Here is a 16,136-nt window from a genome sequence, read left to right as displayed (position 1 = left end):
TTGTTATATTAAATGGGTTTCTTTTTTTGTTGTCTATAACTGTTTTTGATTGGTTTTGGTTATTTGTGAATGTTTATGGTTGATTTTTGTGGTCATTTTCATTATACTGTAATCAAAGAAGAGGTGAATAAAATGTTAACTCCTGAACGTCATCAAATGATATTGCAACTTGTAAAAGAGCAGAAGGTTGTTAAATTACAGCAATTAGTGGAAAGAACAGAAAGCTCTGAATCAACAATTCGTCGTGATTTAGCGCAATTGGAAAAGCAAAGGTTATTAAAAAGAGTTCATGGTGGTGCTGCTGTTTTAACAGGAAAAGGGCAAGAGCCAACGATGGTTGAAAAATCATCCAAAAACATTCAAATAAAACAACAAATTGCTAACTATGCGGCTAGCATTGTTGAACAAGGTGATTGCATTTATTTAGATGCAGGAAGTACAACATTTGAAATGATTCCATTTTTAATAAATAAAGATGTTACTGTAGTTACGAATGGACTTATGCATATTGAAGCTTTAGTTGAAAATAATATTCGTGCATATTTACTAGGCGGGATGATGAAAAGTAGGACGAAAGCTTTAATTGGTGCTATGGCACAGGAAAGCATGCAGAAGTACCGTTTTGATAGATGTTTCTTAGGAGCGAATGGTGTGCATGAACAACTTGGTTTTACAACACCGGATCCAGAAGAGGCGCTTTTAAAACAAATGGCATTAACATTAGCAAACGAAGGATATTTCTTAATTGATGAAAGTAAGTTTTCAGAAGTTGCGTTTGCGAAAATTGCCAATGTTGAAGAGGCGAATATTATTACAAACCATTTAGAAATTGATTTAGAAAAATATAAAAGACAAACCAATGTGATTGAGGCTGATAAACAATGATCTATACAGTTACTTTAAACCCATCTATTGATTATGTAGTACAAGTTAATTCCTTCGATTTAGGCGCAGTAAATCGAGCAGAGAAAGATATGAAATTTCCTGGAGGGAAAGGCATTAACGTTTCTCGTATTCTTCATCGTTTAGGTGTTGAAAATGTAGCGCTTGGATTTACTGGTGGATTTACTGGTCGATTTATTAAAGATGTATTACAGGCGGAAGGTGTAACAACAAACTTCGTCCAAGTAGACGGAGATTCTCGAATTAATGTGAAAATAAAAGGGCAGGAAGAGACAGAATTAAATGGACAAGGTCCTGGTGTGACAAATGAGCAATTTGAACAATTAATGAAACAAATTGAAAGTATGAAGCAGGGAGATTGCGTTGTACTAGCTGGAAGTATACCTGCGTCTATTTCAAGTACCTTTTATGAATCAATCGCAGCGCTCGGAGCAGAAAAAGGTATTCGCGTAGTAGTAGATGCAAGTGGAAGTGCACTACAGCATGTAATTAAAAATAAGCCATTTTTAATAAAGCCTAATCATCATGAGCTTGGTGAGTTATTCGGAGTAGAGATTTCAACAGTAGAAGATATTTTACCGTATGGAAAAAAATTAGTTGAACAAGGTGTAGAGCATGTTATCGTATCAATGGCTGGAGATGGGGCTTTATTATTTACGGCAGAAGGTATATATGAAGCAACTGTTCCAAAAGGTGTTGTAATTAATTCGGTTGGGGCCGGAGATTCTCTCGTTGCAGGATTTATAGGTAAATATGAACAGACAAAAGATATTGAAAAGGCATTTCAATATGGTGTTGCAACAGGGAGTGCAACAGCATTTTCAGCTGATTTATGTGAAAAAGAAAAAGTAGAAGAATTATTGTCGCAAGTAATTGTAACTAAGCGATAGGGGGGAAGCAACATATGAAAATTACAGAACTATTAAAAAGGGATACAGTTATTATGAATTTGACAGCTTCAAATAAAGAAGCTGTCATAGATGAATTAGTTGAGAAATTAGACGGAGCAAATCGTTTAAATAGTAAATCTGAATTTAAAGAAGCTATTTTAAAGCGGGAATCACAAAGTACGACAGGAATAGGAGAAGGGATTGCAATACCTCATGCGAAAACAAAAGCTGTTAAGCAACCAGCGATTTGTTTTGGTAGAAGTGTAAGCGGTATCAACTATGAATCGCTTGACGGACAGCCAGCGCATGTATTCTTTATGATTGCTGCGAGCGAAGGGGCGAATAATACTCATTTAGAAACGTTATCGCGCCTATCTACATTATTAATGGATGAAGGATTTCGTAAGCAATTGTTAGAAGCAAAGGATGAAGAAGAACTTCTTCGTTTATTTGATGAAAAAGAGAATGAAAAAGAAGAAGAAGACATTGAAGTTGCAAAACCAGAAGAAAATGAACCGTACGTACTAGCAGTTACGGCTTGCCCAACTGGAATCGCTCACACCTATATGGCAGCGGATAGCTTGAAAGCAAAAGCAGCAGAGCTAGGTATAGCAATTAAAGTTGAGACGAACGGATCAACAGGTGTAAAAAACGGTTTAACGAAAGAGGACATTAAACGCGCAACGGCTATAATTGTTGCGGCAGATAAACAAGTAGAAATGAACCGTTTTGCTGGGAAACATGTCATTCAAGTGCCAGTCGCTGATGGGATTAGAAAAACGGAAGCGCTTCTTAATCGAGCTGTAAAACAAGATGCGCCAATTTTTAAAGGAATAAAGGAAGATGGGAAGGCAGAAAGTACAGAGAAAGAAAAAGGATTAGGAATTTATAAGCACTTAATGAGTGGTGTAAGTAATATGCTTCCATTCGTTGTTGGTGGAGGAATTTTAATTGCACTAGCATTTTGGATTGGTGGTATAAAAGCAGAAGGACCATTGGCTGAATTGTTAATGTCTATTGGTGGAGGCAAAACAGGTGCGTTTTTATTCCTCGTACCAATTTTAGCTGGATTTATTGCGAGTTCTATTGCTGATCGTCCAGGATTTATGCCTGGTGTTGTCGGTGGGTTTTTAGCAGCGCATGCGAATGCGGGATTTTTAGGGGGATTAATTGCTGGTTTCTTAGCTGGGTATGTTGTTTTAGGATTGAAAAGATTGTTTTCAGGATTACCAGCACAGTTAGAAGGAATTAAACCTGTATTGTTATATCCGGTCTTTGGATTGTTGATTACAGGAGTTGTTATGCAAAAAGTAGTAATTCCGCCTGTGGTAGCATTGAATGAAATGTTAACAGGCTGGTTAAATGGTTTGAACGGTACGAATGCTATATTACTAGGTCTTATATTAGGTGGTATGATGGCAATTGATATGGGTGGTCCAATTAACAAAGCTGCATTTACATTTGGTATTGCTGCAATAGAAGCGCAGAACTTTGGCGTGCACTCTGCTGTTATGGCCGGTGGCATGGTACCACCGTTAGCGATTGCATTCGCAACTACTTTCTTTAAATCAAAATTTACTGAAGCAGAACGTAAATCTGGTTTAACAAATTATATTATGGGAGCATCGTTTATTACAGAAGGTGCGATTCCATTTGCAGCTGCAGATCCGATTCGAGTAATAGTAAGTTGTGTTGTTGGTTCAAGTATTGCGGGTGCATTATCTATGTTATTCCAAATTACATTACCAGCACCGCATGGTGGATTGTTTGTTATCGCATTAGTAAATAAACCGGTGCTATATATTTTCTCGATATTCATAGGGACAGTTATTTCAGCTCTTATGATGGGGATTTGGAAAAAGAAAGTTAAATAACACATGAAAATGGAGTAGCTTTTATTAGCTGCTCTTTTTTATTACAAAAAAGGAGATTAATAATTGGAGAATGATGAATTTTGGTAAAAGATGTAATGAAATATGGTTTTTTTGTAACAAAAAAGTAATACTGTAATTTTTTTTGGAAAAAAATTCTGGGCTGATATGTGGAAAATGTATGAAAACTATTGGGGATTCTATTAAAAATGGAATTCATTAATATGGAAATTTATGTTACAACTCATTAATCGTGTATTACGAATGGTTTGTAATTGTGTGATTTCTAAAAATCCTAAAAATCTGTTGCTATAATGAAAATACGAAAACAAAGCAAATGGAGGCTATTCATGAAAAAATTATTAGGTATAGCAACGGCGGCAGTTTTTGGTCTTGGGATTTTTGCAGGTTCTGCGAAAGCAGAAACGATTGTAACAACAGATGTATTAAATGTTAGAGAAAACCCAACTGTAGAGTCAAAGCTTGTAGGTAAAATGTTAAGTGGAAATAAATTAGATGTTATAAATACAGAAAACGGATGGGCAAAAATTAAATTAAATGGTAAAGAAGCGTTTGTAAGTGCTGAATTTACAAAAAGTACATATTATGTAACGGCGGGCGCGTTAAATGTTCGTGCTGGAGCGAATACTGACTCTGAAATTCTTGGTAAACTGAATAAAGATGATGTAATTGAAACGACAAATCAAGTTCAAAATGAATGGTTACAATTTGACTATAATGGAAAAACGGGATATGTTCACATGCCATTTTTAACAGGGACGGCACCTGTAATTGAAAAGAAAGAAGTTGTAACGCAAGAAGAGGCGCCAGTAAGAGTAAATACGCCGGTTAAAAATAATAAAGTAGTTAAGAGCAAAGAGTCTGTTAAAAATGTAGAATCAAGTAAACCTGTGGCAAAACAGCAGTCAACTACGAAACAAGTTACGAAATCTACTGAAACAAGTGCACCTGCTGGTGGACGTGAAATAACAGTAGAAGCGACAGCGTATACAGCGCATCCAAGTGAGAATGGTACGTATGGTGGTCGTGTATTAACTGCAATGGGGCATGATTTAACAGCAAATCCGAATATGAAAGTAATTGCTGTTGATCCTAAAGTAATTCCGCTTGGATCAACAGTATGGGTAGAAGGATATGGAGAAGCGATTGCTGGAGATACTGGTGGTGCGATTAAAGGAAATCGTATTGATGTATTAGTCGGTTCAGATGGTAGTGCCAATAGCTGGGGGCGCAAATCTGTAAAAGTGAAAGTGATCAAATAGTGTATATGTATTAATATAAAAGGCGGTTGCTTGAAAGTATGTAAGCAACCGCCTTTTATGGGTTATTGAAAAGGATAAATAGTTTTACCTGTAATAATTTTATAGGCACTGCAAAATTGATTTTGTATATACTCTGTATTTTTATTTTCTGGATGTAATGTTGTTTCTTGGAGAGTAGAATGAAAAGAACGTAGCAAACAATTTAAGGCGAAATATAATTCTTCTTGTGAACAATTTTGTTCTTTTGTAGCAGTAGCTAAAATAAGGTCTTTTGTTAAAGATGAAAAATTAATGGTGGATTGTTTCATAGTCAACTCATCCTCTCGAAGGTATTTTTAATCATGTATATGCGGAATTGGACAAACTATGTTCTTTTTTATTTATAATTTCATGTACCGAAATGAAAGAACTTGCAATCATGCCGTTAAAATTGGTAAGATTGGATATAATCAATAGATGGAGTACATTACATAAAGAGAGTTGAATGATATGGGAGAAGTGCAACGTGAAAAAGTTGCTGTCATCATTGGACCAACTGCTGTTGGAAAGACGAAGTTAAGTATTGATCTTGCCAAAGCGTTGAATGGTGAAATTATAAGTGGAGATTCCATGCAGATTTATCGTACGATGGATATTGGAACTGCAAAGGTGACAAAAGAAGAGATGGATGGAATTCCGCATTATATGGTCGATATAAAAAATCCGGAAGAATCATTTTCTGTTGCCGAATTTCAAGAACGTGTTCGTAAGCATATTCGAGAGATTACAGAGCGTGGTAAATTGCCAATTATCGTTGGTGGAACTGGTCTGTATATACAATCTGTTTTATTCGATTATCAGTTTACGGATGATGCTGGCGATACTATATACCGAGAACAAATGGAAAAGTTAGCATTAGAACGTGGTGTGGAATATGTACATAAGAAATTACAAGAAGTAGACCCAGAAAGTGCTGAGCGTATTCATGCAAATAATGTACGTCGTGTCATTAGAGCGTTAGAAATTTTCCACACGACGGGTGAAAAAATGAGTGATCAACTTGAAAAACAAGAAAACGAGTTATTATACGATGTTTCCTTGATTGGCTTGACAATGGATCGAGAAATGCTATACGATCGCATTAACTTAAGAGTTGATATAATGATGGACCAAGGGTTATTAGAAGAAGTAGAAGGATTGTATAATAGAGGGATACGAGATTGTCAATCTATTCAAGCGATTGGGTATAAAGAGATATATGATTATTTTGAGGATCGTGTCTCTTTAGAAGAAGCGGTATCACAATTAAAGACGAATTCACGTCGTTATGCAAAGCGTCAATTAACGTGGTTCCGTAATAAGATGGATGTCACGTGGTTTGATGTTACAGGCGGTGAAAAAACGTCAGAAATTTTACGATACATAGAAGGAAAGTTACAACTAAAGTCGAATAATAGTAAGTAGAGAAAAAGAGGAGGATTCGACATGAAGCAATCAATCAATATTCAAGATCAGTTTTTAAATCAACTCCGTAAAGAAAATACGTTTGTTACGCTGTACTTATTAAATGGTTTCCAGCTTCGTGGATTAATTAAAGGATTTGATAATTTTACAGTCCTACTGGAAACAGAGGGTAAGCAACAGCTTATTTATAAACATGCAATTTCTACATTTGTACCACAAAAAAATGTTTCAATTGAATTAGAGTAGTAATGAATTATTGTACATAACAAAAAAAGAGCGAGTTTCTCGCTCTTTTTTTATTTGCCATAAACAATACATAGTGAAATTTAAGCGATTCTAAATACAGTTAGACGAATGTTAGTGTTTCCTGTTGCAGGGATCGTAATCTCGTTAAGAGTAGATTGGACAGAAATGTTTGCGCCAGCTCTTAACGTTTCGATTGTAGTAAATGAAAGTGAGTCGCCTATTAAATTTGAAGAGAAGTTATCAGTTGCGACTGCTCCATTAATCGAAATACCTACTCCAAGAGGAGCGCATCCTGGCGCAGTTGTAGAAATAGATACGCTAATTACATAAATACCACCGTTGATAACTGTAACTGTATCTGTGCCATTAAAGATAATATTGTTTACGTTAATTGCAGTACTGAAAATAAAGTTATTAAATTGTAGTACTGTTTGTTGAATGTTGTTTGTTACAACAATTGTTGCTACAGGGAAGCTAGGTCCAGTAGGCCCGGTAGGTCCAGTAGGTCCACCAGAAGGTCCAGTAGGTCCAGTAGCTCCTATACCAGTGGCGCCGGTAGCACCTGTTGGTCCTTGAACGCCCTGAGGTCCAGTGGCACCAGTAGCACCCGTGTTACCTTGAACGCCTTGAGGTCCAGTGGCACCAGTAGCGCCCGTGTTACCTTGAGCACCTTGAGGTCCAGTGGCACCAGTAGCGCCCGTGTTACCTTGAGCACCTTGAGGTCCAGTGGCACCAGTAGCGCCCGTGTTACCTTGAGCACCTTGAGGTCCAGTGGCACCAGTAGCGCCCGTGTTACCTTGAGCACCTTGAGGTCCAGTGGCACCAGTAGCGCCCGTGTTACCTTGAACGCCTTGAGGTCCAGTGGCACCAGTAGCGCCCGTGTTACCTTGAACACCTTGAGGTCCAGTAGCGCCTGTATTACCTTGAACACCTTGAGGTCCAGTGGCACCAGTAGCACCAGTAGCACCTGTGTTACCTTGAACGCCCTGAGGTCCAGTGGCACCAGTAGCACCTGTGTTACCTTGAACGCCTTGAGGTCCAGTGGCACCAGTAGCACCTGTGTTACCTTGAACACCTTGAGGCCCGGTAGCACCCGTGTTACCTTGAGGTCCCTGAGGTCCAGTAGGTCCAGGAGGCCCACCAGAAGGTCCGGTAGGTCCGGTAACTCCTATGCCAGTAGCGCCCGTGTTACCTTGAACGCCTTGAGGTCCAGTAGCACCCGTGTTACCTTGAACACCCTGAGGTCCGGTAGCACCAGTAGCACCAGTAGCACCTGTATTACCTTGAACACCTTGAGGTCCAGTAGCACCTGTATTACCTTGAACACCTTGAGGTCCAGTAGCACCTGTATTACCTTGAACACCTTGAGGTCCAGTAGCACCTGTATTACCTTGAACACCTTGAGGTCCAGTAGCACCTGTATTACCTTGAACACCTTGAGGTCCAGTAGCACCTGTATTACCTTGAACACCTTGAGGTCCAGTAGCACCCGTGTTACCTTGAACACCCTGAGGTCCGGTAGCACCGGTAGCACCTGTGTTACCTTGAGCACCTTGAGGTCCAGTGGCACCAGTAGCACCTGTGTTACCTTGAACGCCCTGAGGTCCAGTAGCACCAGTAGCACCTGTGTTACCTTGAGCACCTTGAGGTCCGGTAGCACCTGTGTTACCTTGAACGCCCTGAGGTCCAGTAGCGCCTGTATTACCTTGAACACCTTGAGGTCCGGTAGCACCTGTGTTACCTTGAACGCCCTGAGGTCCGGTAGCACCAGTAGCACCTGTATTACCTTGAACACCTTGAGGTCCAGTAGCACCCGTGTTACCTTGAACACCCTGAGGTCCGGTAGCACCAGTAGCACCTGTGTTACCTTGAGCACCTTGAGGTCCAGTGGCACCAGTAGCGCCCGTGTTACCTTGAACGCCTTGAGGTCCAGTGGCACCGGTAGCACCTGTGTTACCTTGAGCACCTTGAGGTCCGGTAGCACCTGTGTTACCTTGAACGCCCTGAGGTCCAGTAGCACCTGTGTTACCTTGAACGCCCTGAGGTCCGGTAGCACCTGTGTTACCTTGAACGCCTTGAGGTCCAGTAGCGCCTGTATTACCTTGAACGCCCTGAGGACCAGTGGCACCCGTAGCACCTGTGTTACCTTGAACGCCCTGAGGTCCAGTAGCACCTGTGTTACCTTGAACGCCTTGAGGTCCAGTAGCGCCTGTATTACCTTGAACGCCCTGAGGTCCGGTAGCACCCGTGTTACCTTGAGGACCAGTGGCACCAGTGGCACCCGTAGCACCTGTGTTACCTTGAACGCCTTGAGGTCCAGTAGCGCCTGTATTACCTTGAACGCCCTGAGGTCCGGTAGCACCTGTGTTACCTTGAACGCCCTGAGGTCCGGTAGCACCTGTGTTACCTTGAACGCCTTGAGGTCCAGTAGCGCCTGTATTACCTTGAACGCCCTGAGGACCAGTGGCACCCGTAGCACCTGTGTTACCTTGAACGCCCTGAGGTCCAGTAGCACCTGTGTTACCTTGAACGCCTTGAGGTCCAGTAGCGCCTGTATTACCTTGAACGCCCTGAGGTCCGGTAGCACCCGTGTTACCTTGAGGACCAGTGGCACCAGTGGCACCCGTAGCACCTGTGTTACCTTGAACGCCTTGAGGTCCAGTAGCGCCTGTATTACCTTGAACGCCCTGAGGTCCGGTAGCACCTGTGTTACCTTGAACGCCCTGAGGTCCGGTAGCACCTGTGTTACCTTGAACGCCTTGAGGTCCAGTAGCGCCTGTATTACCTTGAACGCCCTGAGGACCAGTGGCACCCGTAGCACCTGTGTTACCTTGAACGCCCTGAGGTCCAGTAGCACCTGTGTTACCTTGAGGTCCAGTGGCACCCGTAGCACCTGTGTTACCTTGAACGCCCTGAGGTCCGGTAGCGCCCGTGTTACCTTGAGGACCAGTGGCACCGGTAGCACCAGTAGCACCTGTGTTACCTTGAACGCCTTGAGGTCCAGTAGCACCCGTGTTACCCTGAGCACCGGTAGCGCCCGTGTTACCTCGAGGACCAGTGGCACCAGTAGCGCCCGTGTTACCTTGAGGACCAGTGGCACCAGTAGCGCCCGTGTTACCTTGAGGACCAGTAGCACCAGTAGCGCCCGTGTTACCTCGAGGACCAGTGGCACCGGTAGCACCTGCTGGCCCAGTAGGTCCAGTAGGTCCTTTAATGAATGAAGCAGAATTAACTAGAGCGGTTTGTAATGCTGCTATTAATTTAAGAAGCTCTTGAAGTGTGCAATGGTCGATTCGGAATAGTTTTGTAATGTAAAGTAAATAATTAATTAGATTTTGAAGCTCGATAAATACAGCGCTTGCTACGAAGGTTGGATTTTTTAATATAGTTATTAAGTTTTTAATAATAGCTAGCCCTTGTGCTTTCAGGGAGGAAGTAGCGTCTAGTGAACAAATAAATTTACTTAGTAGGTTCAATGTATCGATTAGATCTTCAATATTTTGAGGAGATGGATTTGCGAAAAGTTTTGGGATTATTTTTGTTAAATCAATAATGATTGCACGGAATGTTCTAAGTTGTGCCTTAGTAACTGGGATTGATGGGGTATTTTGGATTCGTCCGGCGCTACTTGGAAAGCATGGTTTGGAGAATTTGTTCTGACTGTCGTTATAATGAGACATTAAATCTCTCCTTTCTCATGAGGATATGAACGAAACTCATCATAGTAGATGCAAAAATTAGTTAAATGGTCATAGTAAAATCGTTTGTTTAAAGAAAAAATAGAAAAAACGCCTTATGATAAGGCGTTTTTTCTATTTTCTGCATATTGATAATATCGTTTTAGTGAAACTTTTGATTTGAATCCAGCTAGTTTTATAATTTCTGACTCCGGAGTTTCTTTTTTTATTAAGTTTAAAATATAGGTGTTACGAAAGTGTTGTCCTGAGATTCCTTTACGTAAATTAGCTCTAGATACTTCAAGGCGAATCATTTTTTGGATAGCGATTTCTGTTAATCCCTTCGGTGCATCATTTTCGTATACCCATCTGTATGTTCCACGATTAAAATCAAATGCGATAAATAATGGGTCATGACTATGGTATTTTGGACGAACGGGTTCAGGGATGTTTTTGTAATAAGTATATAGTTGTTTTTTGTCTTCGTTAGTTAATGTAATTGTTCTTTCTACCCCTGCGGTTGCTGGGATAGAAAATGTGTTAGTTTCAAAGTGAACGTGATGCATAGTTAACGCTGTAAGTTCCTGTAAGGATAATCCATAGTCGATTAATAAGTTTAAAATAGCAACATTACGATCCATTAATAATGGGCGCACAGGACGTTGTTTTTCTGAAAGTCCTTCTAATGAAGTGATTATATGTTTTAATCTTTTTTCTTCATCAGATGAAATGAAATCTTCGTTACGAAGTGTGCGGTCTGGTTGAATAGAAATTTCCATATTCTTTAATGGGTTAGGGATGTTTAGAAAATGATGCATTCTATTTAATACAATAAATACACGGTGCATCGTTTTCTCTGAGTAATGTCGATTCTTTTTTAGGTCGGAAAAGTAATCTTCGTAGTCTTTTGTACAAAGTGTAGCCCATATATTACTGGAAGGGAGCTTTTTGTTTTTTTCTAACCAATGTCCGAAATCTTCAATGTCATAAACATAACGTTTAATGGTTGAAGCTTTTCGGCCTTTATTTAATAAAAAAATAGAAAAGGCTTGTATTGTATCATGGAATTCCGATGTCTCCATAGTCCCACCACCTTCATTATTTCTTATATTATAGCAAACTTTTCTGAAAATAGTCATTTGCAAGGGAGACAGGAATAATAATATTTGGTGAGTGGATAAAATGAGGTGATTGTATGGAACAATCGATGCGAAAGAAAAATAATAATCAAATTAACATTGTTTTAAATCATCGAAAGAAAATTTCTTTACCAGCCGCAGAAAATAAAACAGTGATTTCAAGTGAAACTACTACGAAACATGAGATGTTGCAAAGAATTGAAGAAGAAATGGGAAAGCTTATTGGGATGGATGATATAAAAAAGATAATAAAAGAAATATATGCTTGGATTTATGTAAATAAAAAAAGACAAGAAATAGGGTTGAAGTCTGAGAAGCAAGTACTCCATATGTTGTTTAAAGGGAATCCAGGTACAGGGAAGACAACTGTTGCTAGAATGATAGGGAAATTGTTGTTTGAGATGAATATTCTATCAAAAGGGCACTTAGTTGAAGCTGAACGGGCGGATCTTGTAGGAGAGTACATCGGTCATACAGCTCAAAAAACAAGAGATTTAATAAAAAAAGCAATGGGAGGTATTTTGTTTATTGATGAGGCGTATTCATTAGCCCGAGGGGGAGAAAAAGATTTTGGGAAAGAAGCAATTGATACGCTCGTAAAGCATATGGAAGATAAACAACACGGTTTTGTATTGATTTTAGCCGGATATTCAAGAGAAATGAATCACTTTCTTTCATTAAATCCAGGTCTGCAATCACGTTTTCCATTTATAATTGAATTTGCGGATTACTCGGTAAATCAGCTGTTAGAAATAGGGAAGAGGATGTATGAAGAACGTGAATACCAGTTATCGAAAGAGGCTGAATGGAAATTTAGAGATCATTTACATGCTGTAAAGTACTCGTCGCAAATTACATCATTTAGTAATGGACGATATGTACGGAATATTGTTGAAAAATCGATTCGTACACAGGCTATGCGGTTGTTGCAAGAGGATACGTATGATAAATATGATTTAATTGGGATATCAAGTTGTGATTTGATGCTTGAAGAGGAGACGCACAGTACGTAAACTGTGCGTCTGTTTTTTGTATAAGTGCTTTTACTCTTTTTTTGCTTTTTCTTGATAAGATTTATGGAAGTGTTCCATTTTAGCGCTTTTTTCGTGTGCAGAATTAGGATCGTGTTCAATTTGACCTACTGAGCTTTTTTGAGCACCTTTATTAACATGGTTTGTCATTTGTATTCACCTCGCTTTGAGGATTAGTATAAACATTATGTAAAGAAAAACTCATTAGAAAAGAAAAACCTCTTTACGATATGTAAAGAGGTTAGATTGCTATTTATGCATTGAACGTTCTTTTGTATCGATGCGTCTATGCGGTAAATGCCATTTGTAATGAATAGAAACCATGCGGAAGCAAACAATTAAAATGAATAAGGTATATAGAGCCCAATCGCTAACAATAATTTGAGCACCGATTAAGAAACCTGCTAGAATCGTCCAAAAGGCATATACTTCAGCTCGAAGGACGAGAGGTTTTCTGCGGGCTAAAAGATCGCGGATGATACCACCGCCAATACCAGTTAAAACAGCTGCTACGATTGTAGCGCTAATTGGTAAATTTAATTTTTGAGCATATAATGCTCCTTGTACGGCGAATGCTGATAAGCCGATAGCATCAGTGATATTTTCCCACTTTTTCCAGTGTCTAATTAATTTATTAGGAAAAAGAAAAATAATCGTCATTGATAGTAGTGCGATTTGGAATAACATGTCTTGTTGCCAAAACGCGACAATCGGATAACCGATTAATAAATTACGAAGGGCACCTCCCCCAAATGCGGTTGCCATTCCTAAAATATACACCCCGAAAATATCATAATCCTCTTCCATTGCAACAATGGCTCCGCTTAGTGCGAAAGCGATTGTGCCTATGATGCTAAAAATCTCCCATGCCATGAATTTTCTCCCCCGCTAACTAGATGAAATGTGCTTCCTCTGCTATTATATTAGAAGGTTTAAATTTCGAAAAGGATGAGTGAACATATTTGATGGAAGAAAAAGAAAAAGTCATATTAGTAGGCTGTCAATTGCCACAAGATGATGATGAAAAGTTTATGCATTCCATGAAAGAGCTTGCATCGCTAGCGAAGACTGCACGAGCAGAATTATTAGTGTCTACAACGCAAAAACGACCGAAGTTTCATCCGGCGACTTATATAGGTAAAGGTAAATTAGAAGAGCTTACAATGTTAACGGAAGAATTAGAACCGGATGTTATCGTATTTAATAACGAATTAACGCCGAGTCAAATTCGGAATTTATCCTCAGTATTAGATGCGAGGGTAATTGATCGAACGCAACTAATATTAGATATTTTTGCGCAACGTGCGAAGTCGAGGGAAGGTAAGCTTCAAGTAGAATTAGCTCAGTTGCAATATACAATGCCACGTCTTATGGGACAAGGATTGTCTTTATCACGTCTTGGTGGTGGTATTGGAACGAGAGGGCCGGGTGAGACGAAACTTGAGACGGATCGTCGTCATATTCGATCACGCGTTGATGAAATAAAGAAACAACTTGCGGTTGTTGTGGAGCATCGAAAAAGATATCGTGAGAGAAGAAAAGATAATAAAGTATTTCAAGTTTCATTAATAGGGTATACGAATGCGGGAAAATCTACACTGTTTAATAGATTGACGGAAGCAGATACGTTTGAAGAAAACTTGTTGTTTGCAACGCTAGACCCGACGACAAGGAAGATGCCGTTACCTTCAGGTTATACAGTATTACTAACTGATACGGTTGGTTTTATACAAGATTTACCTACGTCATTAATTGCTGCTTTTCGTTCGACATTAGAAGAAGCTGGTGAAGCGGATGTTATTTTACATGTAGTTGATTCAGCAGATCCTAATTATGTAGGGCATGAGAAAACAGTAAAGCAATTATTGTCAGAACTTGAAATTAATCATATTCCTATTATTACGTTATATAATAAAAAAGATGAATTACATCAAAACTTTATTCCGTTTCCGAAAAGTGACTTCTTAATGACTAGTGCCTTTGAACAAAGTGATTTATTACATATAAAAGAAGCGATAGAAACGAAAATGAAGGAAGAAATGGATCGTTATCAAGTGGAAATTCCACCGAGTGAAGGTAAGTTGTTAACGTTATTAAAGACGGATACGCTATTAACAAAGATGGAGTTTCTAGAAGATAAATTTGTATATGATTGCGGAGGGTATATTTTTGCTCATTCATCGCTTAATGTGCAATTAAAGAGATTTTTAGTGGAAGAAGGAGAAAATAAAAATGTTTGATCGTTTGAAAAATGGAGAAAAAATTGCTCCAATCGTAAAAGAAGTAGAGAGCCAGATTACAGAAGTACATAAACGCGCGGATGAAGTAATTGAAAGCAATCAGTTTCGTGTTTTAGAAAGTTTTCGTAAACATAAAATTAGTGATTCGCATTTTATTCCGACGACAGGTTACGGTTATGATGATATTGGCCGTGATACGTTAGAAAAAGTGTATGCGGATGTATTTGGAGCGGAAGCTGGTCTTGTACGTCCGCAAATTATTTCAGGTACTCATGCTATTTCTACAGCGCTATTCGGTGTTTTACGTCCGGGAGATGAGTTATTGTACATCACTGGCAAACCATATGATACGTTAGAAGAAATCGTTGGTGTACGCGGAAAAGGTGTAGGTTCATTTAAAGAATATAATATTGGTTATAATGCAGTTCCGCTTACTGAAGAGGGGCTTGTTGATTTTGGAGCTGTTGCGACTGCAATTCATAGTAATACGAAGATGATCGGGATTCAGCGCTCAAAAGGTTATGCTACACGTCCATCTTTTACTATTTCTCAAATTAAAGAGATGATAGCATTCGTTAAAGAAATTAAACCTGATGTTGTTGTGTTTGTCGATAACTGTTATGGTGAGTTTATTGAAGAGCAAGAGCCATGTCATGTTGGTGCAGATTTAATGGCAGGTTCGCTTATTAAAAACCCTGGTGGTGGAATTGTTAAAACTGGTGGTTACATTGTTGGTAAAGAACAGTATGTTGAAGCGTGTGCATATCGTTTAACATCTCCGGGAATCGGTGCGGAAGCAGGGGCATCTTTATACAGTCTGCAAGAAATGTATCAAGGTTTCTTCTTAGCGCCGCATGTAGCGGGACAAGCGCTAAAAGGTGCGATTTTTACAGCTGCATTTTTAGAGAAGTTAGGAATGAATACATCACCAGCATGGAATGCACCAAGAACAGATTTAATTCAGTCTGTTCAATTTGATGATAAAGATCGTATGATTGCATTCTGCCAAGCGATTCAATATGCATCTCCAATTAATTCGCACTTCACTCCATATGCCAATTATATGCCGGGTTATGAAGATGATGTAATTATGGCTGCGGGAACGTTTATTCAAGGTGCAAGTATTGAATTGTCAGCTGATGGTCCGATTCGTCCGCCTTATGTTGCTTACGTGCAAGGTGGGTTAACTTATTCACATGTGAAGATTGCGATTTGTTCTGCAATTGATGCGTTAATTGAAAAAGAATTATTAACAATTTCTTAAGGGGAAGCTGTCGATTTCGACAGCTTTTTTCTAATGAAAGTAATGATTAATTTCATTAGAAAAAAGAATGAAAAAATTTATAAAAAATCATGTAAGAAAAGCTAACATCTATTGACACTAAACATAACATGGTATAAAATGAGAAGCAG

General features: G+C 39.2%; 14 protein-coding genes. 9 read left to right on the top strand and 5 right to left on the bottom strand.

Annotated features, from left to right (window positions below; translation table 11 throughout):
* Positions 1-132 precede the first annotated feature (132 nt).
* The 4 genes from J0835_RS18145 to entD all read left to right on the top strand — a co-directional run bounded on the left by J0835_RS18145 (position 133) and on the right by entD (position 4,947).
* Positions 133-885, top strand: a complete 753-nt coding sequence (locus J0835_RS18145) for a DeoR/GlpR family DNA-binding transcription regulator (RefSeq protein ID WP_087981588.1) — start codon at positions 133-135, stop codon at positions 883-885.
* A complete protein-coding gene (gene pfkB, locus J0835_RS18140) occupies positions 882-1,793 on the top strand; it encodes a 1-phosphofructokinase (RefSeq protein ID WP_087981587.1) in 912 nt (303 codons plus the stop codon). Before J0835_RS18145 ends, pfkB begins: the two co-directional genes overlap by 4 nt.
* A gap of 14 nt (positions 1,794-1,807) precedes the next feature.
* A complete protein-coding gene (locus tag J0835_RS18135) occupies positions 1,808-3,667 on the top strand; it encodes a PTS fructose transporter subunit IIABC (protein WP_087981586.1) in 1,860 nt (619 codons plus the stop codon).
* A gap of 347 nt (positions 3,668-4,014) precedes the next feature.
* Positions 4,015-4,947: a cell wall-binding protein EntD gene (gene entD, locus J0835_RS18130; RefSeq protein WP_087981585.1), complete on the top strand. Its 933-nt coding sequence runs from the start codon at positions 4,015-4,017 to the stop codon at positions 4,945-4,947.
* Between the two features lie 62 nt (positions 4,948-5,009).
* Here the strand turns inward: entD and J0835_RS18125 are convergent, their stop codons facing one another.
* Complete coding sequence (locus J0835_RS18125; protein ID WP_000814419.1) at positions 5,010-5,255, bottom strand: hypothetical protein; 246 nt, start codon at positions 5,253-5,255, stop codon at positions 5,010-5,012.
* Between the two features lie 181 nt (positions 5,256-5,436).
* On the opposite strand from J0835_RS18125, the gene miaA reads away from it, so the two are divergent.
* Positions 5,437-6,390, top strand: a complete 954-nt coding sequence (gene miaA / locus J0835_RS18120; protein ID WP_000504945.1) for a tRNA (adenosine(37)-N6)-dimethylallyltransferase MiaA — start codon at positions 5,437-5,439, stop codon at positions 6,388-6,390.
* A 21-nt stretch (positions 6,391-6,411) separates the two neighbouring features.
* The gene (gene hfq, locus J0835_RS18115) at positions 6,412-6,636 is read left to right on the top strand and encodes an RNA chaperone Hfq (RefSeq protein ID WP_000813896.1); all 225 of its coding nucleotides are present in this window, start codon (positions 6,412-6,414) and stop codon (positions 6,634-6,636) included.
* 80 nt (positions 6,637-6,716) lie between these two features.
* Here hfq and J0835_RS18110 read toward each other — a convergent pair whose 3' ends face one another.
* Positions 6,717-10,316 (bottom strand): Gly-Xaa-Xaa repeat protein, encoded by a 3,600-nt coding sequence (locus tag J0835_RS18110; protein ID WP_333728155.1) that lies wholly within the window; start codon positions 10,314-10,316, stop codon positions 6,717-6,719.
* A 113-nt stretch (positions 10,317-10,429) separates the two neighbouring features.
* Complete coding sequence (locus tag J0835_RS18105; RefSeq protein WP_087981584.1) at positions 10,430-11,395, bottom strand: tyrosine-type recombinase/integrase; 966 nt, start codon at positions 11,393-11,395, stop codon at positions 10,430-10,432.
* Positions 11,396-11,508: 113 nt separating this feature from the next.
* Between J0835_RS18105 and spoVK the strand changes: the two genes are divergently transcribed.
* Positions 11,509-12,465 carry a stage V sporulation protein K gene (gene spoVK / locus J0835_RS18100; RefSeq protein ID WP_048562529.1) on the top strand — a complete coding sequence of 319 codons (957 nt, stop codon included), beginning with the start codon at positions 11,509-11,511 and terminating at the stop codon, positions 12,463-12,465.
* A 30-nt stretch (positions 12,466-12,495) separates the two neighbouring features.
* Here spoVK and J0835_RS18095 read toward each other — a convergent pair whose 3' ends face one another.
* Entirely contained in the window at positions 12,496-12,633 is a 138-nt protein-coding gene (locus tag J0835_RS18095; RefSeq protein ID WP_176373376.1) for a hypothetical protein, read from the bottom strand.
* A gap of 99 nt (positions 12,634-12,732) precedes the next feature.
* Positions 12,733-13,356 (bottom strand): trimeric intracellular cation channel family protein, encoded by a 624-nt coding sequence (locus J0835_RS18090; RefSeq protein WP_000312270.1) that lies wholly within the window; start codon positions 13,354-13,356, stop codon positions 12,733-12,735.
* Positions 13,357-13,448: 92 nt separating this feature from the next.
* Here J0835_RS18090 and hflX point away from each other — a divergent pair, with 92 nt between their 5' ends.
* Both hflX and J0835_RS18080 read left to right on the top strand, forming a co-directional pair.
* Positions 13,449-14,723, top strand: coding sequence for a GTPase HflX (gene hflX / locus J0835_RS18085; RefSeq protein WP_140386874.1), 1,275 nt, complete (start codon positions 13,449-13,451; stop codon positions 14,721-14,723).
* On the top strand, positions 14,716-15,987 hold the full coding sequence (locus tag J0835_RS18080) for a methionine gamma-lyase family protein (protein WP_000460307.1): 1,272 nt from the start codon (positions 14,716-14,718) through the stop codon (positions 15,985-15,987). The genes hflX and J0835_RS18080 overlap by 8 nt, the downstream gene beginning before the upstream one ends.
* Positions 15,988-16,136 lie beyond the last annotated feature (149 nt).

The sequence above is a fragment of the Bacillus cereus group sp. Sample62 genome (assembly GCF_036851315.1).
GTDB classification, from domain to species: Bacteria; Bacillota; Bacilli; order Bacillales; family Bacillaceae_G; genus Bacillus_A; species Bacillus_A wiedmannii.
This window is presented reverse-complemented; position numbering and strand designations above follow the sequence as displayed.